Source organism: Niallia laureatilytica, assembly GCF_046613985.1.
In the GTDB taxonomy this organism is placed as follows: Bacteria; Bacillota; Bacilli; order Bacillales; family Cytobacillaceae; genus Niallia.
The window spans coordinates 1-24,009 of sequence record NZ_JBKKHP010000024.1 but is presented as its reverse complement, the minus strand read 5'-3'; the positions used below and the strand labels follow the sequence as shown (position 1 = coordinate 24,009).

The 24,009-nt window shown below is 32.4% G+C and carries 24 protein-coding genes and 4 pseudogenes; 5 read left to right on the top strand and 23 right to left on the bottom strand.

The genetic code is table 11. From position 1 onward, the window contains the following. The 15 genes and pseudogenes from ACLIJJ_RS26345 to ACLIJJ_RS26275 all read right to left on the bottom strand — a co-directional run. Window positions 1-573: endonuclease V (locus ACLIJJ_RS26345; RefSeq protein WP_411411971.1), on the bottom strand; the 573-nt coding region annotated here is incomplete at its 3' end. Further along, window positions 570-1,031: a toxin-antitoxin system YwqK family antitoxin gene (locus tag ACLIJJ_RS26340; protein ID WP_411411970.1), complete on the bottom strand. Its 462-nt coding sequence runs from the start codon at window positions 1,029-1,031 to the stop codon at window positions 570-572. The genes ACLIJJ_RS26345 and ACLIJJ_RS26340, both read right to left, overlap by 4 nt. Beyond that, the gene (locus ACLIJJ_RS26335) at window positions 1,015-1,266 is read right to left on the bottom strand and encodes a YwqJ-related putative deaminase (RefSeq protein ID WP_411411969.1); all 252 of its coding nucleotides are present in this window, start codon (window positions 1,264-1,266) and stop codon (window positions 1,015-1,017) included. The genes ACLIJJ_RS26340 and ACLIJJ_RS26335 overlap by 17 nt, the downstream gene beginning before the upstream one ends. Before the next feature lie 191 nt (window positions 1,267-1,457). Next, the gene (locus ACLIJJ_RS26330) at window positions 1,458-1,889 is read right to left on the bottom strand and encodes a hypothetical protein (RefSeq protein WP_411411968.1); all 432 of its coding nucleotides are present in this window, start codon (window positions 1,887-1,889) and stop codon (window positions 1,458-1,460) included. Between the two features lie 723 nt (window positions 1,890-2,612). Beyond that, window positions 2,613-2,942, bottom strand: a complete 330-nt coding sequence (locus tag ACLIJJ_RS26325; protein ID WP_411411967.1) for a hypothetical protein — start codon at window positions 2,940-2,942, stop codon at window positions 2,613-2,615. A gap of 135 nt (window positions 2,943-3,077) precedes the next feature. Continuing rightward, window positions 3,078-3,440: a hypothetical protein gene (locus ACLIJJ_RS26320; protein WP_411411966.1), complete on the bottom strand. Its 363-nt coding sequence runs from the start codon at window positions 3,438-3,440 to the stop codon at window positions 3,078-3,080. 326 nt (window positions 3,441-3,766) lie between these two features. Then, the gene (locus tag ACLIJJ_RS26315; protein WP_411411972.1) at window positions 3,767-4,069 is read right to left on the bottom strand and encodes a barstar family protein; all 303 of its coding nucleotides are present in this window, start codon (window positions 4,067-4,069) and stop codon (window positions 3,767-3,769) included. A gap of 17 nt (window positions 4,070-4,086) precedes the next feature. Beyond that, window positions 4,087-4,257: a hypothetical protein gene (locus ACLIJJ_RS26310; RefSeq protein WP_411411965.1), complete on the bottom strand. Its 171-nt coding sequence runs from the start codon at window positions 4,255-4,257 to the stop codon at window positions 4,087-4,089. A 766-nt stretch (window positions 4,258-5,023) separates the two neighbouring features. Next, the gene (locus ACLIJJ_RS26305) at window positions 5,024-5,434 is read right to left on the bottom strand and encodes a hypothetical protein (protein ID WP_411411964.1); all 411 of its coding nucleotides are present in this window, start codon (window positions 5,432-5,434) and stop codon (window positions 5,024-5,026) included. 13 nt (window positions 5,435-5,447) lie between these two features. Further along, entirely contained in the window at window positions 5,448-5,822 is a 375-nt protein-coding gene (locus ACLIJJ_RS26300; protein WP_411411963.1) for an EndoU domain-containing protein, read from the bottom strand. Between the two features lie 304 nt (window positions 5,823-6,126). Continuing rightward, window positions 6,127-6,555, bottom strand: a complete 429-nt coding sequence (locus ACLIJJ_RS26295) for an SMI1/KNR4 family protein (RefSeq protein ID WP_411411962.1) — start codon at window positions 6,553-6,555, stop codon at window positions 6,127-6,129. Continuing rightward, on the bottom strand, window positions 6,555-7,040 hold the full coding sequence (locus ACLIJJ_RS26290) for a hypothetical protein (RefSeq protein WP_411411961.1): 486 nt from the start codon (window positions 7,038-7,040) through the stop codon (window positions 6,555-6,557). Before ACLIJJ_RS26290 ends, ACLIJJ_RS26295 begins: the two co-directional genes overlap by 1 nt. Beyond that, window positions 7,040-7,528, bottom strand: a complete 489-nt coding sequence (locus tag ACLIJJ_RS26285) for an AHH domain-containing protein (RefSeq protein WP_411411960.1) — start codon at window positions 7,526-7,528, stop codon at window positions 7,040-7,042. The genes ACLIJJ_RS26290 and ACLIJJ_RS26285 overlap by 1 nt, the downstream gene beginning before the upstream one ends. A 146-nt stretch (window positions 7,529-7,674) precedes the next feature. Continuing rightward, window positions 7,675-8,904 (bottom strand): annotated as a pseudogene (locus tag ACLIJJ_RS26280) (IS110 family RNA-guided transposase). A 133-nt stretch (window positions 8,905-9,037) separates the two neighbouring features. Further along, a pseudogene (locus ACLIJJ_RS26275) lies at window positions 9,038-9,814 on the bottom strand (recombinase family protein). Window positions 9,815-9,838: 24 nt separating this feature from the next. Here ACLIJJ_RS26275 and ACLIJJ_RS26270 point away from each other — a divergent pair. Next, window positions 9,839-10,039: a helix-turn-helix domain-containing protein gene (locus ACLIJJ_RS26270; protein WP_026906918.1), complete on the top strand. Its 201-nt coding sequence runs from the start codon at window positions 9,839-9,841 to the stop codon at window positions 10,037-10,039. 326 nt (window positions 10,040-10,365) lie between these two features. Here the strand turns inward: ACLIJJ_RS26270 and ACLIJJ_RS26265 are convergent, their stop codons facing one another. The 5 genes and pseudogenes from ACLIJJ_RS26265 to ACLIJJ_RS26245 form a co-directional block, all read right to left on the bottom strand. Beyond that, the gene (locus ACLIJJ_RS26265; protein ID WP_048019165.1) at window positions 10,366-10,854 is read right to left on the bottom strand and encodes a hypothetical protein; all 489 of its coding nucleotides are present in this window, start codon (window positions 10,852-10,854) and stop codon (window positions 10,366-10,368) included. Between the two features lie 603 nt (window positions 10,855-11,457). Then, complete coding sequence (locus tag ACLIJJ_RS26260; RefSeq protein WP_411411959.1) at window positions 11,458-11,667, bottom strand: hypothetical protein; 210 nt, start codon at window positions 11,665-11,667, stop codon at window positions 11,458-11,460. Between the two features lie 310 nt (window positions 11,668-11,977). After that, window positions 11,978-12,352, bottom strand: coding sequence for an immunity 22 family protein (locus tag ACLIJJ_RS26255; RefSeq protein WP_411411958.1), 375 nt, complete (start codon window positions 12,350-12,352; stop codon window positions 11,978-11,980). A 12-nt stretch (window positions 12,353-12,364) separates the two neighbouring features. Beyond that, window positions 12,365-12,691 (bottom strand): annotated as a pseudogene (locus tag ACLIJJ_RS26250) (T7SS effector LXG polymorphic toxin); the annotation flags it as partial. A 675-nt stretch (window positions 12,692-13,366) separates the two neighbouring features. Beyond that, on the bottom strand, window positions 13,367-14,395 hold the full coding sequence (locus tag ACLIJJ_RS26245) for a DUF3231 family protein (protein ID WP_411411957.1): 1,029 nt from the start codon (window positions 14,393-14,395) through the stop codon (window positions 13,367-13,369). Between the two features lie 850 nt (window positions 14,396-15,245). Between ACLIJJ_RS26245 and ACLIJJ_RS26240 the strand changes: the two genes are divergently transcribed. Both ACLIJJ_RS26240 and ACLIJJ_RS26235 read left to right on the top strand, forming a co-directional pair. Further along, a complete protein-coding gene (locus ACLIJJ_RS26240) occupies window positions 15,246-15,755 on the top strand; it encodes a hypothetical protein (RefSeq protein ID WP_411411956.1) in 510 nt (169 codons plus the stop codon). A gap of 199 nt (window positions 15,756-15,954) precedes the next feature. Beyond that, window positions 15,955-16,521 (top strand): DUF5067 domain-containing protein, encoded by a 567-nt coding sequence (locus ACLIJJ_RS26235; protein ID WP_411411955.1) that lies wholly within the window; start codon window positions 15,955-15,957, stop codon window positions 16,519-16,521. A 450-nt stretch (window positions 16,522-16,971) separates the two neighbouring features. Here ACLIJJ_RS26235 and ACLIJJ_RS26230 read toward each other — a convergent pair whose 3' ends face one another. Together ACLIJJ_RS26230 and ACLIJJ_RS26225 are read right to left on the bottom strand one after the other, a co-directional pair. Next, on the bottom strand, window positions 16,972-18,654 hold the full coding sequence (locus tag ACLIJJ_RS26230; RefSeq protein WP_411411954.1) for a methyl-accepting chemotaxis protein: 1,683 nt from the start codon (window positions 18,652-18,654) through the stop codon (window positions 16,972-16,974). A 541-nt stretch (window positions 18,655-19,195) separates the two neighbouring features. Further along, window positions 19,196-19,321: pseudogene (locus tag ACLIJJ_RS26225) on the bottom strand (EAL domain-containing protein); the annotation flags it as partial. A gap of 2,039 nt (window positions 19,322-21,360) precedes the next feature. Between ACLIJJ_RS26225 and ACLIJJ_RS26220 the strand changes: the two are divergent. After that, a complete protein-coding gene (locus ACLIJJ_RS26220) occupies window positions 21,361-22,155 on the top strand; it encodes a DUF2935 domain-containing protein (RefSeq protein ID WP_411411953.1) in 795 nt (264 codons plus the stop codon). Window positions 22,156-22,605: 450 nt separating this feature from the next. Continuing rightward, a complete protein-coding gene (locus ACLIJJ_RS26215) occupies window positions 22,606-23,067 on the top strand; it encodes a staygreen family protein (protein WP_411411952.1) in 462 nt (153 codons plus the stop codon). A 275-nt stretch (window positions 23,068-23,342) separates the two neighbouring features. On the opposite strand, the gene ACLIJJ_RS26210 is transcribed toward ACLIJJ_RS26215, so the two are convergent. Continuing rightward, window positions 23,343-23,819, bottom strand: a complete 477-nt coding sequence (locus tag ACLIJJ_RS26210) for a PH domain-containing protein (RefSeq protein ID WP_411411951.1) — start codon at window positions 23,817-23,819, stop codon at window positions 23,343-23,345. Window positions 23,820-24,009 lie beyond the last annotated feature (190 nt).

The following is a 24,009-nucleotide window of genomic DNA, read 5'->3' as shown; positions in this document are numbered from 1 at the left end:
TCCACATGAAACAAAGATTGGCTTTACACGGTGCGAAGTCCTCAAAGCTCTACCATATATATCACCATGAATTACAATGTCAGTGTAAGAACCTACTTCGTCTTTAGGCATCATAGCGTCAACATTTTCTATTTTTAAATAGCTCTTTGCTACGCCAATTGTTGGTTTCTTTAAATACATTGAAGCATGAGTAGCAATTCCCATATGACGATAATGTAAATACCCATTTCCATCAAACATATATAAATCAGGTTCATTAGATAATTTCTTCGCAGCTTCAATTACTAAAGGCAACTCACGAAAAGCGAGGAATCCTGAAATATAAGGAACATTTATTTCTCCATAACTATATACTTTTTCGACAACTTCCTTTGTAAAATAATCAATCATAGCAATACAACATGTACCATACGTCGTGTTATTTACATCCCAATAAGCTAGATCTACTCCCGCAATGGTTTTGATTTCATTAACGTCAAAGCTATTCTCAAGATTTACTTTGGGTAACAATTCATTCTGAATATTGGTAAATTCATTTATCAATTTCATATTATTTAATTCTACCTTTTTCATTGAGTATCACTTTTAGAAAAAGATTCAATCAATTTTAAATCTGTTTCTTTAGGAGAAAGTTTTTGTTTTATGATACGGCCTTCAGTATCCCATTCTATATAATGAAGAGCTATACCAAATTTATATTCTCCTTCAAATTTTAATTCTCCACTTTCATACCAGATTCTTTCGGTACCATTACTTTGTCCATGAATTAAATTTTTCACTGATTTTAAATTGCCATTTTTATAAAACTCTATTAACTCACCCTCTATAAAACCTTTTACATAATTTGTATAGTATATCAAGTTACCATTATCATATAATTCATAAGCTAAACCGGTAAAAGGTTTCCCATTCTCATCCTCAGGATTATCTAAAACTTCATCACTGTAAGATGTAAACCATAACTCTTCGTCAAAGTCAGTCCCATGTTCCATAACATATTCTTTACTTAATATATCAATTTGATTTTCCAATCTTTTTCACCTCTGAACTAAATTCAAATCCTTCAGTAATAAAATTACAATGTGGACAGGTTGGCATCATCATACCTGCCGGTTTTAATTTTTTACCAGACCGTACTACATGGGTGATAAAATTTGAAGTACTCGCTTGTGGGTTTGCAAGTAACGCTTGATTTAATGAGTAAACTTCCGCGTGAGATCCTGCCCCATACGTAAATGTATATCCTTCTTTAATATTTCTCGGCATATTGATAATCCGTTGTTTTATTAAAGGGTGTAACCTTCTGGAATCTTACCTGAAGTATTATTGATTCCAAAGTAATACTTACCTGTTGTTTTATCAAAAGTTCCAGCAACCACAGGCCCCATCTCTCTTTTAGAAATACCAAGTTTATTTAATCTTTCAACTTCTTGCGCTACATACCACGCAAATTAATCCTATGATTTAATTCGTAAATCGATTATATTTATTACGCAAGTTTCTATTCTACTTAAATTTTCACTACTATTAGAAACTTCACCCGTACCCTTAGTAACTTCAGTATTAGCCTTATTTCCCTTTACCTTCTCTTTTATCTTCTCCAAATCACCCTTAGAAACCTTAATCGACCTACTAGTAATCTTCCCACCTCTAAAACCATAAACACTCCCAATTAAACTGCTAAAGATAATGGAATTAGATTCTAGCTTCGATAACTCTTCTCCAGTCCAAAGATTATATCCTTCTTTGGCTGCTTGGATTTGTTTAAGATAGATATCTGGTTCTGGTTCGTTTTCTATTTTGATTTCGCCTTTTTTTATAGCCTCATTATATGCAAGGCTGGCTTTGGCTGCATCTTGATCTGTGTGGCCATTTATACTCAGAACCAATGTACTGCTTACAAGCTTTTTGCCGGGCTGAAGTCATATTTCACCCTGTTTTGCCAGCTGTTTTCTTCTTAGTTAATTAAAGCAATATATCTTAAATATGCTATTGTTTATACCACTAGGCTATGCATTACCTGTCATGATACCAAAACTAAATAATAATTATTTTAATTGGTTTTGCCGTAAGCCTTACAATTGAAATCCTTCAAACTGTAGCTCGTGTAATCATAGGTTATAATTACAGAGCAGAAGATAATAGATAATCTGATGATGAATACATTAGGTACAATTATTGGATTAATTGTATTCCGTTTCTTCTATCTTACTTTCAAAAGAATAATTTAAAAAAGGTCAACAGTAGAAATATCCTAGTTGACCCTTTTTTTAATTCAAATTAGTTTCCTATCTCAGTTTTTTAAAATTCCTATTAGCAGAAATACTATTGATAAAACCAATGCTATTATATAGCTTAACAATCATAACAAATGAATTAAAATCCTACCAGCCTGTTATCGTCATTAGTGCAAGGTTGTGTGGAGTGAAAGTGTGTATCACAGTCAACTAGTTGAAATGATGATGTCGCTAATCCTTTTGCAGAATTCGTATAATAATTATACGAAATTACCCAGTACTCATTTGCTTTATAATAACTATTTGCAACTGCCATTCTAATAGTTTATTTCTTGGTTTAACATTGCATAGATTTTAATTTTACTTTTTAAAAAATTACCAACCTACTTCTTTTGTTAGTTGTAAAAGCATTTTCATATCAAAGTCATCTAAATTTTCGTATGAAGTACTATCTATATTTTCTCCAATCTTTTGTAAGGTTACAATTGCTAAGTCACCAATTTTATAATTTCCTAACAATTTATCAGTTGTTCCCCGTTTGAAAGTTAGTTCATATAATTTTTTCTTAACTTGTTCATTATATATATCATAGTTTCCAATTGCAGTCATAACATGATATAAAATTATAGGATTATTGTCATCTAATAATTTTGCCAGCTCATCAGCGGAGCAATTCCCTTCGTTAATTTTATCTACTAGATTCATCGTTTGGTCTCCTTTTCTCTTATTTTAAATGAGAAGTTAATAATCCCCGCTCTGCAATATAATTTTCAAATAACATATTCGCTATATCTCTTCGCCCTATACTCTCAGCAAATTCTACTTCTCTCATATATGCATTTAATTCCATCTTAACTCTAGATAGCTCATACCAGGGAAACCCTGATTCATATCATCTAAATAATGAGTGTATTCATGTATTAATACACCAATTGAAGAATTTTTGTCAATGACCAACTGACCTGGATTTCCCCTACTTGGAGAATATGCCATTACACCATCCTTATAAACTACCTCCACTCCCTGGGATTTCATAGTATTAATTATGCTATTCCACTGTTCCGGATGTGATTGTCTCCCGGCTCCAAGTATTTCTTTTAATGGATCTGCTGGATTTTTCCTAAACGCATCATAAACTTTACTTGTTTCCTTCGCCTTAACTATTCGATCCGTCCTCTTAACCTTCTCCCTGTTCTTAGCCAAATCAACCTTAGAAATTTTAATCGACCTACCAGAAATCTTCCCACCTCTAAAACCATAAACACTCCCAATTAAACTGCTAAAGATAATCGAATTAGATTCTAGCTTCGATAACTCTTCTCCAGTAGATTTAAATGCTATCTCGCATAATTATCTAATTATTTTCACAATCACGGTACTAAAACAGAATGCCTTGTTGGTACAACCATCATGAGCTATCGATTCTCAAACAAACCATTTTCTTATTGTCTCATACAAATTTGGCCAATTTAATCTAAACTAAAGTAAAAAACCTTGAAAAGCATTTAGCCAATCAAGGTTTTAAAATATTATTTATAAACGACTTTACATTTCCAATGTGGATATTGTTCGTTAAAATCATTTAAGAGGTTAATGAAGATTTGAGAATCTTTTGGTAGTCTCTCTTCAACGTTGCTCCATCCCTCAAAAATCAAAGTTTCAGGTAATTCAATTAGTCCAGTAATTGCATCCCAAAATGCATCCCAATTCATTCCATAAAAATCGGGTAAATCAAGATTCTTTTTTAACAAATAATGAAAATCAGTCGAATTTTGAACTGCACTCACATCCAATATAAGTTTATCTTGTTTTGATTCATTCTCCTGTGTCATCAATATAATCCCTCTCTTTATTTATAAGTTCCGATCAAATGAACTGTTTTATAATGATTAGTAGTTATATACATTTGCCCATCGTTAGAATAAAGTAGTCTTGAACCGGGCTGTTTACTTTTTGCCATTGTGTTATTTAGGCCTACATCCGCTTCATACCACACTCTTCCAGGTGCATTAGGTAGCACATTTGTAGTATTTTTAAAAACATCTCCACCAAGTTGCCCACCAGATACATAGTTATTAAGCGCTTTTCCCGGTTTCCAGCCGTTTAATATACAGCCACATCCTTATTAACATAATTTGAAGGTTAATTTCCAGTTTATATTAAACTATCTACTATTGGATTAGCTGACTCTGTAACTTTAAGAACTTCCTTGTATGTAGCATGTAATCGATATTGTCTGCCCCGGATTAATCCGTACCCTATGTTGTAATCTTAAAAGCTAAATATAAAAAAATTTGTCATTTTACCACCCTATCAACTACTTCTTTCTCGTGCACGGCAATTTATAGGCTTTACTGCTTCAATCATGCTAAACATTGTTCACATGATACAAACCAATGCTTGGCCCTTTGTTTTGCCTTCTTTTAGTTTTCTTTGGTAATCATGAGCTCTCGATTCTCAAACAAATCATCTTCTTATTGTCTCACTCAAATATCAGCTGATTTAATCTAAACTAAAGTAAAAAACCTTGAAAAGTATTTAGCCAATCAAGGTTTAAGAATTGTATTAGGATTTATTGACTCAGATACTAGTCACCTATGTCTATTTTTTCATAATGCTTATCAATTAATTTCACTATATAATCATCTAATTATTCAATAATATAGTATGACTTTTTAGCTTTCACAAGATTTGAGACATTTCACCATAAAGCTACAATTCACCCCAAATCATAGGAAATCAAGTGATTTTGTACATTTTTTAAGTTTAATAATATTTACGAATTTTTATAATTTGTTTTGTTGTAAAAATGCTACTAAAATCCTTTCAATAGGTAAACTAGCATTTTTTAGTAATTTCTCTACTTTGTCCTTTATTTGCTTATTAGAAGCAATTATTTTTTTATACTCTTCACCATCAAAAGAACGTAAAGAATCTATTGCATATTCAGCTACATCATCACTCTCATTAAGTAAATCTAATAATAAATTAAATCCATATACTCCGTTATCTTCATCTATACAGTAGGCTAATCTAATTTTATATTTATCATCTTTATCTTTTAATCCTCGAATTAAATTCTCCCAATCAATATTAGTAAACTCACTCATCAATTCTTGCACATACATAAATTCATCGTCATAAAAATAATTATCTGCGCTATTTTCAGATAATACTTCATCTACTTTTTCGTACATTCACTTTCCTCCTCTATTTACTAAATCCACCTGGTAATGGAGCATTAATTTGTCCTGTTGGGTAGCCGCTAACTACCGTATCACCTATTTTAATAACATCAATTTCTACACCATCAACAATCCCCCTATGGAAAGTTGCTCCATCTCTACCTCTAATACTTATTGGAGGAGAATTACCAATATCAGTTATACTATCTAAGATTTTAATATCACTCCAACCTTCAGGAAATATTGTACTATTTTTTATTTTCGAAAGTTTCCCATCAGGAAATTGAGTTATATATTTGATATCTTTTGTACCATCAGGGTTGATTTTAATAGATTCTGTAGCATTGTTAGATATACAATACTTCATGATGGTACTACCTTCATGAGCTCTGAATTTCATTTAAGAATTGTTTATGTTGCTCACACATCTTTCTTTTTGTTACTAGCTTTACGTGTTTGTATGTTGCCACGTTTAGCATTACTTGCTTTGTCATTCTCGTTTGCAAATATAAATCGAGTAGTAAGTGTGGCTGTATTTTTTAAATGTCACTGCAACCAATCTCGTAAGTTTGCTAACCATCATGAGTTTTTGATTCAAAAGTGATATTATTTTAACCATAAAGTTCTTAAAGTCAAAAACCTTGAAAGGTATATTACCAATCAAGGTTTTAAGTATCTCTGAAATAACTTTTATTGGACCATAATTAACAATTAAAATATGCCTTCAAGAAATCAAAAAACGATGACCAACTTTCCTTTAACTCACCTTTAATAAGTAGTTCATCTCCACCCTCAAAATTAACTATATAAACTTTATCTGTTATAGTATCTAGTACTAATACAGCATTTGCTGACATTTCACTTAAAACCAGATATTGCTTCGGAAAACCATGTTCTTTTCTAGAAATGAGTGTGTATGATTCAATATTGTTTTCTTCGTCTGCTATATCTAGTAATTCAAAGGGTACATGCTCTTCCCAAAAAGGTCCTGCATACTGGATATAAAATTCTTGGAAAGTATCCGATGCGTTTACACCTAGCCTTATTAAAGCATCCTGTACTAGATTGCTATCTTCACGTTTATATATTTCTTCTCCTAGAACTTCATCTAGTCTCTCAGGCAATATACTCATTAATCTAATTTAAAAGCAACAATTTTTCCTTCAGGATAATCACCATTCCAACCGCAAGGAAAAGCACCGAGTTGATATACCTCAAACAATTCTTCAAAAAAAGAGCTACTCTTTCCGTTTATCGCTCTATTAATAGCACAATTAGTAAGGTCAGCAACAACATCGTTATAAAATATACTATATTTAAATGAGCTTTTTCTCACATTATCAGCAATAACTTCTAATAATCCTTCCAATCCTTTAGGCTTTTCATTTTCTGACATTGCGTAATAAATACCCCAAACTTCACTCATTTCCAATTCTCTGATATCTTTCCAATTATACTCATCCTCGCCAAAAATCTCATCATAAGCTAAATGCTCTGCTTTTTTTATATCATTAATAATAACAATTTTATTAGATATATTATTAGTAAGTTCGCTCTGGAAATTTTTCGAGAACCGAATTACCTCTTCAACTAAATTATTAAATACACCATAGCTCATTACTTATTATACCACCTTTCCCAAAGGTCAACTGTTGCCCCTCCTCCTCTTTTCCATACAGGGGTCGTAACCTCTTTGTCCATTCTTTCTTTTTTGTATTGTTCCATTCCAATTTCCTTAATCCTTTTAAGTTCATTTTCAAGGTAATTATCCTGCATGTATAGTGGTAATCCCTTTTCTTGAAGTAGTCTTAACTTTTGTTGCAATTCAAAAACTTGTTTTTCTATTATAGATATATCTTGTCTAATATCTATTTCATCCAATTTTCCTCTCACAAAATTACTATAAACTGCGTGATATCCTTTATGTCTAGAAGTTACACTAACATCTGCATCTGGAACTCGAAGAAAAAATCCATTTGAAGCATCGTCCATATCCATGCCTATTTTTTGTAATACAGGATGACTTCTAAATTCCTTAGGAATAATATGTTGTGCTTGATAAGGAGTTCGTTTTGTAGTTTTAGGCAAACCCATTTCTTCAAACATATTTTTCCCTAGTTTTGTAGAACTTCCTCCTGTTACTTTTCCGGGAGTTTCAGGAATAAGCCTATTAACTTCACCCGTACCCTTAGGAATATCTAAAATTGTACTTCATGAAAGGATGGCAGTTATTCAACCACCATCCTAATTGTTTAACTAGCTATTGTTTCAGGCATTTCAGGTATGATATAAGCCGTTTTATTTTTCATCATACCATAGATTATTCTGACTAATCTTCTCATAATGCAAAGAAGGGCTTGTGACTTGGATTTGCCGTCACTTAGTTTCCGATTAAAATAATCGTAAAAGACAGGGTTACGAGGAATTTTACTTCCTTTCATACTTGGACTTGTTGGACAGCTAAGTTGTAAAAGGTGTCGTATAACTTACGATTACCTTGTTTTGTTTTCTTCATCGTTTCCTTACCGCCCGACCCCATTTTAATAGGGGCTATTCCTGCATATCTTGCTAGTTTGTCAGAGTTTGCGAACCGATGGATGTCACCAATATCTGCAATTAATGCAGAGGAAGTAACCGTATCAATCCCTGGCATAGTTTCAAGCTGCATACCTAGCTTTTGAATGGTTATCTTTAACTCTTTATCCATCTTCTTAATCTCCTGTTTGCTATAGCTGATATTTCTAACCATGCTTTGAATGATAAAATCTCTAGATGTCTGATATTCTCGTTTTACTTCACCATCAGCTCGAACAAGTGTTAATATTTGCTCTGCCTTTCTAGTGGAACAAGCATTGTTACTCACTTCTAAGGAACTTCCGTAAGTCCTCTACTGTTTCCCCCTCCAAATGAGATGGTGAAGGGTAGCTTTCCCAAAAAGCTAAAGCTGTTTTTCCATCTACTTCTGAAAAGAAATCCTTGTAACTTGGATAATGATAGTTTAATTGCATATGCAGTTGGTTTTTCAAGGATGTTTGTGTTTTAACTAAAGCATTTCTTCTACCCACAAGTTGAGCGATTATCCAATGAATATCAGATGGTGTAGCTTCAGGTACATACGGTAGGTCACGTATTAAAACCCTTGCCACACATTGAGCGTCCCAACTATCATTCTTATGTGTCATTGCATAGCTGTTACGTTCTGCATTGGATAAAGAGGAGTTAACAAATTTCACAATGTAACCTTATTCAATCAAATATAACGCTAAATCCCTTCCGTAGCCGCCCACATCTTCTAATCCAAATACAGGGGTCAAACCTTCTGTTAGAAATCTACTTACAAATTCTAATAAACTAGGAAAAATAGATGGTTTATTTTGAAAAGTCATCTCACCTAACTTCTCAAACCAACAATCCAATATTACCGCTGTATGCTGAAACTTGTGTAAATCTAATCCTATATAAATATGCTTATCTCGTTTCATCAGAAAACCTCACCCCTATACTAGAATTGAACGGATAAAGCAAGTCAGAGAATGTCGGCAACCTTAGGTCGAACGTTAGTCTCTAGGGACTCGCAAGGGTACGAAAGCCTATCCATTCTCTATCTGTTAACCGTTATAAAATGGCTTGATGTTTGCCATCTGCTGTTATTTCACCATAGTGGTATAACCCACTATAAAAGGCTTTTCTATCTAAAATCCTTTTGACTTGGACTTTAGTAAACAACTTTTCTTGTTTTGTTCGATGACCTTCCTCATTCAGTTGTTCCGCTAGTTGAGTTAATGACCATGAAGGATACTGTTCCTTTAAGTCAAACACTCGTTGTACGGTTTTGGCTTGTCTATCATCTATCACAAGGATTTTCTTACCTTTCTCCACTTTTTAGCCTAATGCGACATTTCCACCTGAATAGCCGCCCTGTTGGGCTTTCTTATTCCGCCCTCTCCCTAGCTTTAAAGAGATTTCTAATCGTTGATATTTGTCTAATAACTCCATTAAACCATTGATTAAAAAATCTCTAGGGTCTTTCTTATGGATACTGTATTGCAGTTGTTCAATGCTCCGAATGTCAACTCCATACTTTTTCAATTCACGATGAACTAACACTTTCACAATGTCTGACCGCCATAAACGGCTTGTATTCAGTGTGACAACATAATCCACCTTTTGATTGGTGAGATACTCCAACATCTCCTGAAAGCCTAATCTGTCCACTTCTAACGCTTCTTCGTCTACTTTAGCCCCACTGATACCCTCGTCCTTAAATAAGCGTAAAAGCGTATATCCTTGAGCCTGACAATTTGCCTTTATTTCATCTTCTTGGTAAGCAAGGCTGTATCCATCCCTTGCTTGACCTTGTGTAGATACTCGAATATATCCGATAACTTTCAAATGAATAAGAGGAAGGGAAGTACCATGCCTATTACAATCAAGCTAAAGGAAATCCTTAAAGAACGTGACCTTTCACAACGTGAATTGGCACGAATGACAGGGCTTCGCCCTAATACAATAAGCCATCTTTGTTCAGACAACGTAGATAGGGTATATCTATCAACATTAGAAACAGTATGCAAAGTGTTAGACATCGACATTCAGGAGTTAATCGAGGTGGAGTAGTCCTCTTGTACTAGTAATCGTTCTATGTACGTAAAAGTTGCGAATAAATTTAAAAGATAGGGGGAAAGCGAAGGTTGGGCTCGAAGAATAGAAATGGTGGTATCTAATGTTATTATGGTTATTTGCTTAACAAAATAAAGGGTAAATAGGGCATACATTTTAAAGGTGTTGTACGTACTATATAATTCGTAAAAGCATAATATGGGGATTTAAAGCGTTACTTATATTCTCTGAATAAAAATGAACTATGAGTCACTAGGTGGCCCCACCACAAAAAAGAAACCTTGAAAGGCACTTTGCCAATCAAGGTTTGAAATTCATTTAATTTAAGGCACATACACAATAATTTCACCAATAGGGTATGTCCCCTTCCACCCACAAGGCCAACCTCCTTGCTTATAAACTTCAAAGATTTTTTCATAAAAATTATCTGTTTTCCCATTAACTAATCGATTTAATGCACACATCGTGAGATCTCCCTCAACTTCCTCATTAATATCAATATAATCAAAAGGAAGAAAGTCATTCGAGTAATTATCATGGTCACTAAAAAAATCATATAAATCATCTTGCTGAGTTACTAAATCTAAATCATATACCTTTTCAACAATACTTTCTGCTTCCTGTGATTTAACATATTCCCATACAGTATCAACTTCACTTGAGTCCTGAGACCAGGCAAGGTTTTGGGCTTCATTGAAATCATTTATTACCTCTAAGTTATTTACATGAAAGTTATTCTTATTAAACATCTTATCATTACGAATGAAATCCATTACTTCTTCTACTAATTGAGTGTTTTCACCAAATTTCATTTAGATAACCACCTTTCCCATAACTATTCGGTTGCTCCACCGCCTCTGTTCCAAACAGGCAGTTTTTTATTTTTACCACTTTTATGCAGGGGTGTTTAAATAGGAAATTGGTTAGGAATTATCAACTAGCTTACGCTAAACTGTCTTTCTCCCAAACTTACAATATAAAAAAGTAATACTTATCGGCTGACTAGTAAGTTTAACTATAGAAATACTTCAAGCTACAGATGGAATAATTGTAGGATATACTTATAAATCAGCAGATATAGATAATCTTATGATGAATATATTAGGAACCAATTATTTGGATTAATTGTATTCCGTTTCTTATATTCTTACTTACAAAAGAATAAACTACTTTTAAATAAATAAAGAAAGGGTCAACAAGAGAAACATCCTAGTTGATTCATTTTATTTTAGCAAGACAGTAATTTTTATTATGTTTTCTTTTTAATTTCATCCTATTAAATTTATTCCGTTCATCTAGACTCCTTTGTATTATCCACTAGCAATCTTATTATTTAAAAACACTAATATGATTTATACCAATCCAGTGGATATAAGGAACTTTCCGTGTTGCTAAGGTCTATGTTTTAATTTCCATTAGAAATACCCTCTATGATGAGCATCATTATCTACTTGTACGGCAAAGACAAATCTGCTAGGTGTGTTTTCAGGAACTGATATCCTATTATTTTCATCAAACGAATAGTTTACTAAAGGATGGATAATATATCCCTTTGTAGCATCATAATCATTAGAGGCTATGAATTTAGTAGAGGCATCATCTAATGACTCCGCCTTTATAACCAAATGGAAAAAGTCCGAAAACGTTTAATGTTTAATTACTAAGAAGTTCTTGATCAAGTTATTCTCCCCATATAATCATCGTCAAAACATTCTAATTTACTTGTATTCTACATGTAACAATGATTAACCTCCTAAAATTCAGGATGCGAGCACCGTTTTTTTAATTTCACTATTAAAAAAATAGCTATTGGTGTAATGTCTGCGCATTATTCTCCTTTTCGGTTACATATAGAGCAATTTCCATATCTACAGCGCTCATTTCTTTCAACCCTAATGCCTGAAGACTTACTAATCAGCACCTTTAAGGGTTCTCTTATTCATAATTTGTAGTAGCAATAAAATGAAAAGCACCAGTTGAACTAATTTCGTTGTTGTATTCAAAATTATATATTAAAATTACTGCATTATATGATTTCTTTAGGTTTATACTTTTCTGGATTTTTGGGATGACAATTTCTTCATACGAACACCCATCTAATAATGATGAAATATCACTACTACTATTCTTATAGACCGCTTTTTCTATAGTATCCTCATCTGTTTCATCCATATCAATATTAAAATCGATAAAGAATTGGGAAGGAACAGACTCGCCATCCTCATCATACGTTAAATCTACATACTCTCCTATTGAGTCCTCATCGTTAATATTCCCTAACCAAATTGAAACCCATCCTTGTTTTTCCATTATAGTATCCTCCTACTTTAATCTTAGACCTTGTGGTAAAGACGAAACTCCACCCTCTAATCTATAATTAGCCCAATTATTAAGTCGTCTAACAAATGTATTATAGTCGCTAGAAGTATCTATTATTGCTAACAATTCATTATGTGCTTTAGTTGAGCCTAATCCACCATGAACACCGTTTGGATTGACGAATTTAACGTCAGATATAGCTGTTCTTAAATCTTTAATCTCTTCAGCACCACTATTCCAATACTTAAATTGCGGTGCTCTTGAAACTAAGTGCCACTCATGTAAACCTCCAGGTTCTCTAAGTTGACGTTCAATTTTCTTTCTAATCCTTATTTAGACGCTCCAATTAAACAAACCTGGCATGTTTTTACCATACAAAATTAAAGCATTATTCCTCCCTTTATCAATGTCCGCGAAAGTATGGTATCAGCTTAGCTTCTCTTTTTTGTTCTTATCGTAACAATGCTTTCCAAGAATATAGACCTGATTCTCAAATCCCTAATGTTTGGTTTTAGAGAAGAAAGTATAATACCCACTCACCAAAAACAATTAACCATCCTTTGTTTAAAATTAAACAGAATTAAGATTTCGTGCTCCTAAATATTTATCAGTAGATAAGTTTTATTTAAATTTACTTATGAGCAAATTCAATGTTATGTTTAGCATAAACTAACGTACTATATATAGGGTCCTTTTAGACTTTTCTTAGTCAACTTCCCTTATAACAAGTAAAGAAGGACAAGAAAAAATTAACAATAGAGATATACCAACTGCCAATAAGCAATTTCAAAATACTGAAATACCTTTCGGTCAAAAGGTAATATATAACAGTAAAATCCACTTTTGCTTTTTATATCATGAAAATGGCTTATTAGAAATAGTAGATCCTTATACAAAATCAATATTCCTATTTAGGAAAAATTCGCTTATATATAGGATTAAATAAAACCCATCATTATTTGATGGGTTTTATTATGTAGTAAGAATAGCTTATTTAAATTTATCCTATCTCTGACCTGAGAGTTTTTCCCTATCATCAGCTAATGGGGCTTGTTCAACCCAGTTATTTTTTATCATTAGCTTATAACCATCCTTTAAGAAATCTGCAAGCTCTACTAATAATCTAGAAAATTGTAACCCCAAATCATATCTCTGACTTGTTCCTATTGCTGTTCCATAAAGTCCTATTTGTGTAGATCCTATTACCATTTTTTGATACATCATCAGACGATCAGAAAATGGAGAAATCGTTGAATTAGTAATCTCCGCTTCTTCGGATTTAGGGGAAGGCAATTGATCTTGTGATAATAATGTTTCCAGAATTTCAACATGCTTACTAATTATCTTTACCCCACGCCATAAGAAATCCTTAGTCTCTTGCGATTTTGCAACTTGAGCAAACCCAATACACAGTGCCTTGTCTAATTGTCCCTTTTTTATATCCCAGTATATATTACTTATCTCAATACAGTTTAGTGTCCTTTCTACTCCAAATATCCCTTTTAAGAAGGTTTTTGATTCAACAAACTCATAATTATTAGGTGGATTAATAAATGGTGGTCTTGACACTATTCCTTTTTCCAATAGTAAATCTAAAGAAAGGTTAAACAGTTCCATTGTTTCGATTTGGCATTGAACAAAATATTCTCTTATATCACGTTGCATATTGCTAGATAATGCAGCTGCATATCCCGCTAAGCCATGAATACTTGCTATGTAGGTATAAGTCAAACAAAACTCATTGGAGAATAGGCGTGGAGCTTCTAAGTTTACATCTTTTTCATTAAAGCCATGAGGAACAGGAAAATTTTCTTTACTAAGAAATTCTTTAATTTTTGTAATGTGACCTTCTGCTAATTTTAATGCTAGTTCTAATATTGGGCGAATTGATTCATCTTCAACAATAATAAGCATGTATTTATATATACAAATAGCCATTGAGTCATTTTGAAACTGTGTCCAAATATTTGCAATCTCTGGGGCAGTAAGCCTTGGATGATGAAGTGTTTCGCCCTCATTTTTTAAGTAACTCACAAGTTTCATTCCCTTCTAGAAGATACTATACGCATTGAAAATCTTCATTTTATCTTTATTTTTCCTTATCCAACACAAAATATGTATAACTCACTTTATGAATTCTTCAATCCACTTTTCTAGCTTTCTGCCCCCCCCCTTTTAACACTCTAAAGAAGATAAAGGGTTTGTGGCACTGGATAACTACCCTTCTACTATATATGAAATGCTCATTTTAAACATTCGATGTAGAACCACTCTGAATCATCTTAAATCGACTACAATCCTTTTTTAGTGGTTAGATGAATGTAATTATTGAAATTAAGTCACTACTATCCCTAATAACTAGGTATATAGTCATGTATACCTAGTTAGGGATAGTTAAGACTGTAAGTACTCAAAATGAGAAAGCTCTATGGTTATAAATTAACCATACATTAAAAATGTATATAAGGGGAAGGAATTAATATGAAAAAAATGATAGAAGAGCCTTAATGTACTGTGAAGATGCAGTATAGAATTCAAATATGTGCGAACATTTTATGTATATGAGGATTGTCAGAGGTAAGAAAATTCAAGTGTGGCTACCAACGATTCAACTAGAAACAGTAAAAATTTACAAAAAAGATGAATTAGCACCCTGCGAAGGAATTATATAGAAAAATAAATGTAACCCTAATATTGTTTCGGCAATACAAGGGTTTTCTTTTTCAGCTATTTTTAACAGCAATTGTATCAAATACATAAAACAATACCTTTAGGGAAGAAAGAAAAAGTTTGTAGTGCATAATTAACACATTTATGTGGAATCGTAATTATATGTAAAAAAGTACAAACCACCAAAAAGATAGAAAGGAGAAATTTCATCAATATGAAAAAATTGCTGATAATGATTTTCCTAGCTACTGTTTTAACAGCTTGTGGTAATGACTCTCAAGACAAAAATAATGATAATTCCTCTTCTGAGAATAGTACACAAAATGATAATCAAAAAGTGGACGAAGAGGAGTCGAAATATCCATTCCCGGAAGATTCCGAACAAGTTGGGAATGCAACTGTAACAATTACTACTGCTTCTGGTTCTTCTGAAGATGGTAATGTCCCTGTACTTATTGTTCAACAAGATACATTGATGGAACAGATTGGAATGGATTTAGCTAATTTCCAAGGAGATAAACAAACATTTGTGTATGCAGATAAAAGATTTGTGCAAGCAGAACAAGTAGGAGAGCTCACCCAAACTAGTTTAGATGTAGAAGGAAATTTATTAGATACTGGAACACATACAGTTACTGCAGTTCAATTCGAAGGCGATGATCCAAATGGAAAAGTGATTAACTATACGGAAGCTAAATTCGAAGTAAAAGAAGGAGCTTCATAAAGCACCTATTATGGTGCTTTTTTTATAATGCCTACTGCTAGTTTTTTCTTTACTTCCCCCTACCCTATTCAGGGGGTAACATTAGGAGATTACTTACAATATAAAAAGGAAATAATATAATTACTAAACATTAGAACAATATTCATAAAAAGTTGCACGAATAATAATAATAAAATTAATGCATAAGGAGAAATGTAACATGATGAAAAAAACTTTATTATTAACTTCTGCACTAACACTATCTCTAATTGCTGGTTGCGGCAATAAAGATGAAGGAACACAAAATGGTTCTAATTCTGCAAATAAAGAAGCAACTACAGAAAATACAAATGAGGAAAAAGAGACTAATAATGAACTCTATTTTAAAGATAATGAAGCAAAATTAAATGACTTAAAAATTAAAATTACAGACACTAAAGTTATTCAAGTTGGTGAAAAAGGAAATGAATATGGTGAAAAACCGGTGTTTGCAATTTGGTATGATACAACTAATTTAAGTGATAAAGATATTGACCCTACTACTGGTTGGATGGCAGTATTTGAAGCAGTACAAGACAATGACCCTAATGCAGTCAATACTCTTGAAGTTGGTGGACTGCCAGATGACCAATTTCTTGATTCTCAATTAGAAACAATTAAAAAAAATGGTACAGTTAAAAATGCAGTAGCTTATGAATTAGATGATTTAGAAACGCCTGTAACATTAATTGCTACACAGGGTATTGGTGGCGATAAATTAGGTGAAAAAACTTTTGAAATTAAATAAAGGTTCTAAATCTGTTTGAAAACACTTTGAGTTTTTTTGCAAATTTCCAAATTAGAGAAATAGAGTGGCAAGAATGTCAAATACAGCGTGAAGATAAAGAAACACCAATGCCTTTGATGAACAGAGGACAGATTCTTATGTAAAAGGGTCAACCTTTTCAAGGTTGACAAAATCGTATTAGAGGAGCAAACGTAAAAAAAATTTAATTACTGGCTGAACACTATATCATATTACTCTTTGCCCTTTTTCGAATGGATATTTACCCACAAAAATAAAGTGTACTGTAGAGTACAGCAGTACAGATAAAATAATAGCACAGTAAATATTATAAAGATGGATGCACCCAAGTGGTACATCCATCTAAAGAGGGAAAAAGAATCACCTACTATATATATGAGTAGGTTTTACTTAGTGTTTGTGTTTTTGCTTAGTAAGTATATAAATTAAAGATTAGATTTTAAATTGTTTTATTAGCGATTGTAGGTTCTCAGCTAGGGTTGCCAATGATTGTGAAGACGAACTAATTTCCTCAATGGATGCAAGTTGCTCTTGAGTAGCTGCTACTACTGTATGAGACTGTAGGGCTGCATCTTTGGCAACTTCCTTAACCTCGGCAACTGATAATTCAACATCAGATGTCCCACTAAGTAAGTCTTTAACTAGTGTTAATACTTCTTCAATTTGAGGTACGAAATCCTTTATTAAAACTTCAATTCCAAAGAAAGTATCTCCTGCTTCCTGAACCACCATTTTGCCTTGCTTAACCTCTTCAGCAGCATTTTTAACGGTATCTAAAGTATTTGAGGTATCATTTTGAATTTGCAAGACAAGTTTAGCAATTTTTTCAGCAGAAAGAGCAGACTCTTCAGCTAGCTTTCTTACTTCATCAGCTACTACAGCAAACCCCTTTCCATGCTCTCCTGCTCTTGCTGCTTCTATTGCTGCATTTAAAGCTAGTAGATTCGTTTGGGCGGATATGCCTGTAATTACTTCTACAATACTTCCTATTTCCACAGAGCGACTTGACAAGGTCATAAAAGAATCAGATAAAGATAGAACAGTATTATCGATGTATTCCATCTGGTTAGTTATATTATTAATATATACTTTCCCTCGGCCTGACATAGTAGCCGCTTTTATGGCAGTCTCTAAAACATCCTCCGCATTGTTGGAAATCAGTTTTGTTCTCTCATTAATATTATTTATTATTTTGGAATTTTCCTCAATACTAGCAAGTTGATTTTCAGCTCCAGATGAAAGTTGCTGAATAGTTTTGGAGATATTTTCACTCGCCATTGTACTTTGGTCAGCACTAGCACTTAATTCTTCAGATGATGCAGCAAGGTCTTCAGATGTGTTTCTAATAGTTGAGATTAACTCACGAAGTTTTAGTGCCATGTCATTTACGGAAGTAACCAAGACATTAACTTCATCTTTAGTTTTACTCTTTATTGTTGGCACAGCTAAGTTTCCTTCCGATAATAATTTTTGGATTTTTATTACCTCTACTATTGGTTGTACGATCATTCTAGATAATATCAGGCTTATCAAGGCACCAAGTATTAAAACTACTATTACAGACACCCAAATAACTCTTATTATATAATCGCCATCTGCTATCATTTCCATTCTATCACTGTTTATTTCATTTATAAGTCCATATAAGTATTGCTCTATGTTCTCCATTAAATAAGTAGCCTGATCTTCAACTGAACTCAATTCGCTTTTTTCAATGTCCTGCTTCCCTTCTAAATTAGCAAAAACATCTGCTTTAACTATTTCACTCCATGAATTACTTTGAGTTAAAATCTCAGTTAATGTTTTTTGATTTTCAATTCCTTGAATTTTATTAAGGTTTTGCTCGATTTTATTATTCTCTTGTACATATTGGTTAAATTTTTCCACATAAGACTCGTCTTTGTAGAGGAAGTATGCCCTTATAAATCCTATTTGTTGAGAAATATTAGCATTTAACTCTTCCATATTTGTCATAAGCATGACATCTCCAGCAAGTACTTCTTCAACATCATTATTCAGTTCCTTCGACACATTACTTATTACGATACCCATTATTAAAATTAAAACCAAAACCATAGCAAAACCAAGACTTAATTTATACTTTATACTTTTCATAAATCTATCCTCCAAAGAAGTTCCATCAGTAACTTCCTATAAAATTTTCTAATATATTTATCTTAACGCCAAGGACTTTACATTTAGTTTCACATACCTGCCTATTCGTCAAATAATATCAAGCATGGCTTTCATACTTGTTGTTACCTATAATATTTTGGAATATTACTTTTCGTTTTACTAAAGATATGTGTAACTATACTTACCAATTGTTTTAGTAATCACCTTCGTAATTAAAAAATATAATGAACTATTTATTTAAGTACTTCCTCTTTATCCATTGAATTTTAAAAAGGAATATCATGACTTCTATCCAATTTCTTTACTCAAATTAGAAGTATTTTCTTTCTAATAATAAGAGCCTCACCATTAGTAAATTAGATTCTAAACTTCCATTTTATTGGGCAAAATTTTCATTTTTCAGGGAAAAGCCAGGGGAAAATAAATCATTGAACCTCTTTACAGCCCAAACCCTTCAAAACTTTTATCTGTTCTACCGTTTCTACTCATTTTGCAATAACATTCATTTCTAGACCTTTTGCTATGGAAATGATAAAAGACACGACTGATCAATCTTTAAAGTTTCAACATTTAATATATCGAGATAACTTAATGAACGATAACCTGTATCAAAATCATCTATGTTAATGGTTATCCCTAAATCTCTTAGTACCTGTAAGTGCTATTAACATATTCTTGATTTTTCATAAGCATTCTTTCCATTATTTCGAATTCAAAGTAATAAATTTATTTTTATCCTTAATTATTTAGAATTGAGCTGAGTTTAACGCTATATATGCTCTAATGGAACACAAACCTAGGTTTAAGATTGAATGAAGTTGGTAATTTTGTGCGGAGGAAGGTAAAGTCAATGAAAAGAGAAAAAGAAATGAGGTAAACTAAAAAGTAACCTCATATTAAGAACCAACTAGTACAATATACCTTTCTTTCTCATTATTGGTTTCTTTTACTCTTGTACTGATTTCTTTTCCAAAATATTACTTAATATGTAGTAACCACTGTAAAGAAAAACGTGAATATAGTTAAAAGACTAATATTGATAAATAAAGAATACAGTAGACTATTTCCATAAATAAAACCACATAGGTATATGTTACTATAAACAACAAAAAAAAAGTATCACTTTTAGGTAATGGGATATATTACCGATATTAATCTTTTATCTTTTCAATTTCTATAGATTTTCTAAGTATAAAGTACAATCAGTTGACATGATTAGAGCCCTTCAAATTAATTTCTACTTTAGGACTGAGACCCTAAGATCATTTACATAAAGTTAGGTTTATGACTTCAAGATAGATTATTATTCTATATAAAAATTTAAGACAAAATAGTTCAAAATGGACTATCAAGTTTATTAAAATTTTTTAAAGAAAATCCCAACAACCCCTTGATATTACTGGATTTATAAGTGGTTATTTGAGATTTAATTACTCTCTCAGACGAAATTAGTTATATTTCATGACCTATTATTCATCTAACTTCCTTAAATACGCTTCTAGGAGCAATCTGAATTTACTTGAATAAAGAATAATAGATCTTTTAAATTTTAACTTCCATATAAATGACATTTAATCGCATATAATACATATTATATGCGATTAGTGTTAATAGTAAGGTAAAATAGAGTTGAATTGGAAAGATGAGTTAGTCAAATGGGATATAATACATAGAAAATAACTCATGAGAAGCAATCAAGAAGAAAATTTTTTTTGTATAAAAGCTCATGGGTTAAACACATTAAATATTAGATAAAACATATTCATATTAGAAATGAACAAAAACAGTAAGACAACCAAAGCTAAAGATATTTTTCACTAAATAAATTCAGATAATCTATTTATTTCCTAACTTTGTTTTTCTAGTAATTCCCGCTTAGATTTTCATATTTTTTCGTCGGTTAAACACCTCAAGAATCCTTATATATCAAGGTGTTATAGGGATTTCCAAACAGAAATGAGGATTCTCAGAGCGAATTAACATTAATAAGATGTATATTCGGTCATCTAATTTCGTTTAAATGCGTTTCTCAGGGACATCATTGACTCGTTATTAGGTAAAACTCTAATTCGCACTTTTAACTCTTACTTTTTATCGATGACCACCCTCTTCATAATCAACCAAATAAATATCCCATTCTATCCATATATAAGGATCGGTTATATTGACTCTCAATTTCTTTTAAACTCTATGAATTTGTAACGTCATACTCCAGATTTACTGAGTTAACACCCCCAGTTGTTTAAGTGTTATCACTCACAAATTTTCTCTCTACACACCCTCAGTATATAAATAGAAACTGTTTTCTAACAAATTTCCGCACAAAAAAAGACGTGAATTTATCAGTTCTCTTTTATCTCATTTCTTTTCGTAAAGTACCAATTAACATGGTTTAATATGAACGTGAACACGGCCAACACCATGCTTTTTGGACAGGAAAGAATCGACTTGGGCTTGTACCCCTAACCTACTGATTAAAAGTCAGTTGCTCCCTCCCAGCTAGACTAATCCTCCATATGCCTGGCGATGTTCTACAACTTCCGTGTTCGATATAGAAAGTTGCATTTACGAAAATTCCCTACAGCGCATTTTGACAAAAGGTTAAATGTTAAATATTAAAAATTAAGAATAGGACAGATATTCTTCCACATATCGTGTCATAAAGTCTAAAAAGAGGTGAAAACCATGGCTAACCCTATTGTCGCTAGATCCTTGGATGAAATACAGTTTTGGTCAAGGATTATGAAGGAACATGCTTTGTTTTTAAGCCTTGGATTTACATATGAACAACAACAATTGATAGAAGAAGCGAAACAATTTATTGCTCGTTTTGAACGAATAGAGGAAAAATTAGCAAGATTTTCTGACAACTCCGATATTCGCCAAATCCAAGCTTTTAACAGTGAGGTTTATCAAGCAGCAGTTGACATTTGGGGGTACAAAAGGAAAGTCCTAGGGTTAACTTTAAGGTGTGAAATTCGGTCAAATAACTTCCCATTGTTAGTAGACCATATTAGCAGAGAAGCGGCTTTTTTTGCGAATAGGCTTAAAGAACTTAATGATGGAAAGCTCACCCCTGAACCAGATAAAATCATTCAAGAGAATGTGTTCTTTTTAAGAATTATGGCCGACCACGCTAAATTCATCGGACATCTTTTAGACCCATCTGAGAGAAAATTAGTACAACAAGCGAATGAATTTAGCCATGATTTTGACCAGTTGGTATTTCAGGCAATCGATTTAGATTCCATGAGACCGCAATCAGAGACGGTGCCGATCTTAGATCAATTTTTGAATCAGAATAGAATATCTGTAGCATCTTTAAGGGATTTCAAGAAGACAGCTAGGGATTTAATCGAAGCTTGCCGAATAAAAAGTAATATCCACCCACTTTTAGCCGACCATACATTTAGAGAAGCAGAAAGATTCATTGAAATTATAGACTTATTTGATGCTCATCTCACAGGCCAGAAATTGTAAAACACAAAACAAATAATCATCTAAACATAAGTTTCTGATTCTGATACATCAATTTTGATAAAGGAATTTTCAAAAATTCATTTTCATTATTAGACAAAGTCCCTCTATAAACAGTTGAACTAAATGAGTTAAACCTTTAATTAATGTTAACTATAATCCAACCTGTTGATAAACGATTTAACTTTTCCCCTTTTTTATGATATATATAATTTACATGTAGTACAAAATGAAAATTAGTTTTCATTTTGTAATAGCCTGGTATAAACTTTTTGCTACACATCAATACTCATATTCGTTCCTTCTTACTCTAAACTTCCATTTTTCTTCCATAAACTGTTTTTTCAGTTATTAAAGGAGAATGCTGCCATTTTAGTTGAGGAAGAAAAAAACCGCCGCAACGACCATCATCGTGTGCTCAAGCACATTCATCTTAAATATAAGGGGGATTATATGTATGTTTTTGATCCAAAGAAATTATCCGTAAAACTTATTCCACCTGCCACTTTCGCTCAGCCAATTGAAGGAAGGAAATATACTCTCACGCATTCAGATATTACAGCAGATTTATTTTTAGATATTGGATATGTATACAATTATAGATCCATTAACCCGACTATGCGTGACGAAGTATTAGCAGAATGGAAAAAAGATTCCCATGGACGATTAAATTTAGTAGGAAAAGTGTATGTAGATGGTGGGGAGTTCAGTCAAGAAGTTGCAGACACTCGTCTTAAAATAATCAAAAAGGAAATGGCCACTGCACTTAATGGCATTGTCTATGGTGACAGATCATTTTACATAAACTATCCCTTCCTCGTTGATGCACCCATCTTTATCTACTACTTATCTATTTATCCGCAATATAGACAGGTTGCTTTTTATGGTACACCTCGCCAATATTTGAACCTTTGAGCTTTTAAGGTTCGGTCAATAAACTAACCAGTTCCTAAAAAGGATTGGTTTTCTTTTTATTTTTCCACTTAAGGTAGCGTTCGTTCTCATTCCACTACCTGCTTGGAAGAAAAAAGACCTGCTAGAACAGCAGACGGTTCTTAAACTATAGCCCCCTATTGTTTAAGTGAATATATTCACAAAATAGCTGTTATATGTGTATTACTTATGTTTTTCCATTAGCAACATAGAAAAAGCTACCAATTGGTAGCCAAGAGACATTTTCTTTTGTTCATTTATTGATTAATAATTTTTGCTTTTAATAATTCAAATTCGGTGTCCGTTAAATGTCCTTTTTCTTTTAATTCAGCTATTTTCAATAGTTCATCTGCTATAGAGTAACTTGGTTTGTCCTCTGTTATTACCTCCTTATTGTACTCCTCAATTTTTTTTGTAATTATGCTTCTGGTTTTATTTAAATACTCACTAGAAGAACCGTTTATTTTAATGACCTGTTGAGAATTTTTAACATAAATATTTAGGCTAGGATCTGCAAATTTATTTATAAATTCTGCAGAAACTAGTCGATCATATTTTAATTCATCTATTGATTCCCCAGTAAAGAAACCGTTACTACCAAAAATTAATCTTGTATCAGTAAGTACAATTGCACCCATAACTCCTTCTTTAAAACACTCATGGGCTTGTAATACTGTCTCTCCATCACTTAACAAACTTTCAATATAGCTAATATGTTTGCTTTTCTTCCCCAATTAAAACGTTACCTCCTTGTATTTAATATTTGCCTTCTAATATGTATAAGAATATTCTACTATTTCCTCAAAAAAATTAAAAGAAATGAACAATAGACTTATTAGTTTGTGAAGAAATGCTCTTCCACTATCCTGCCATGATTGTTACATAAGAAAAGGACCTTCCTAGTTAACTAGGGAAAGCCACGGG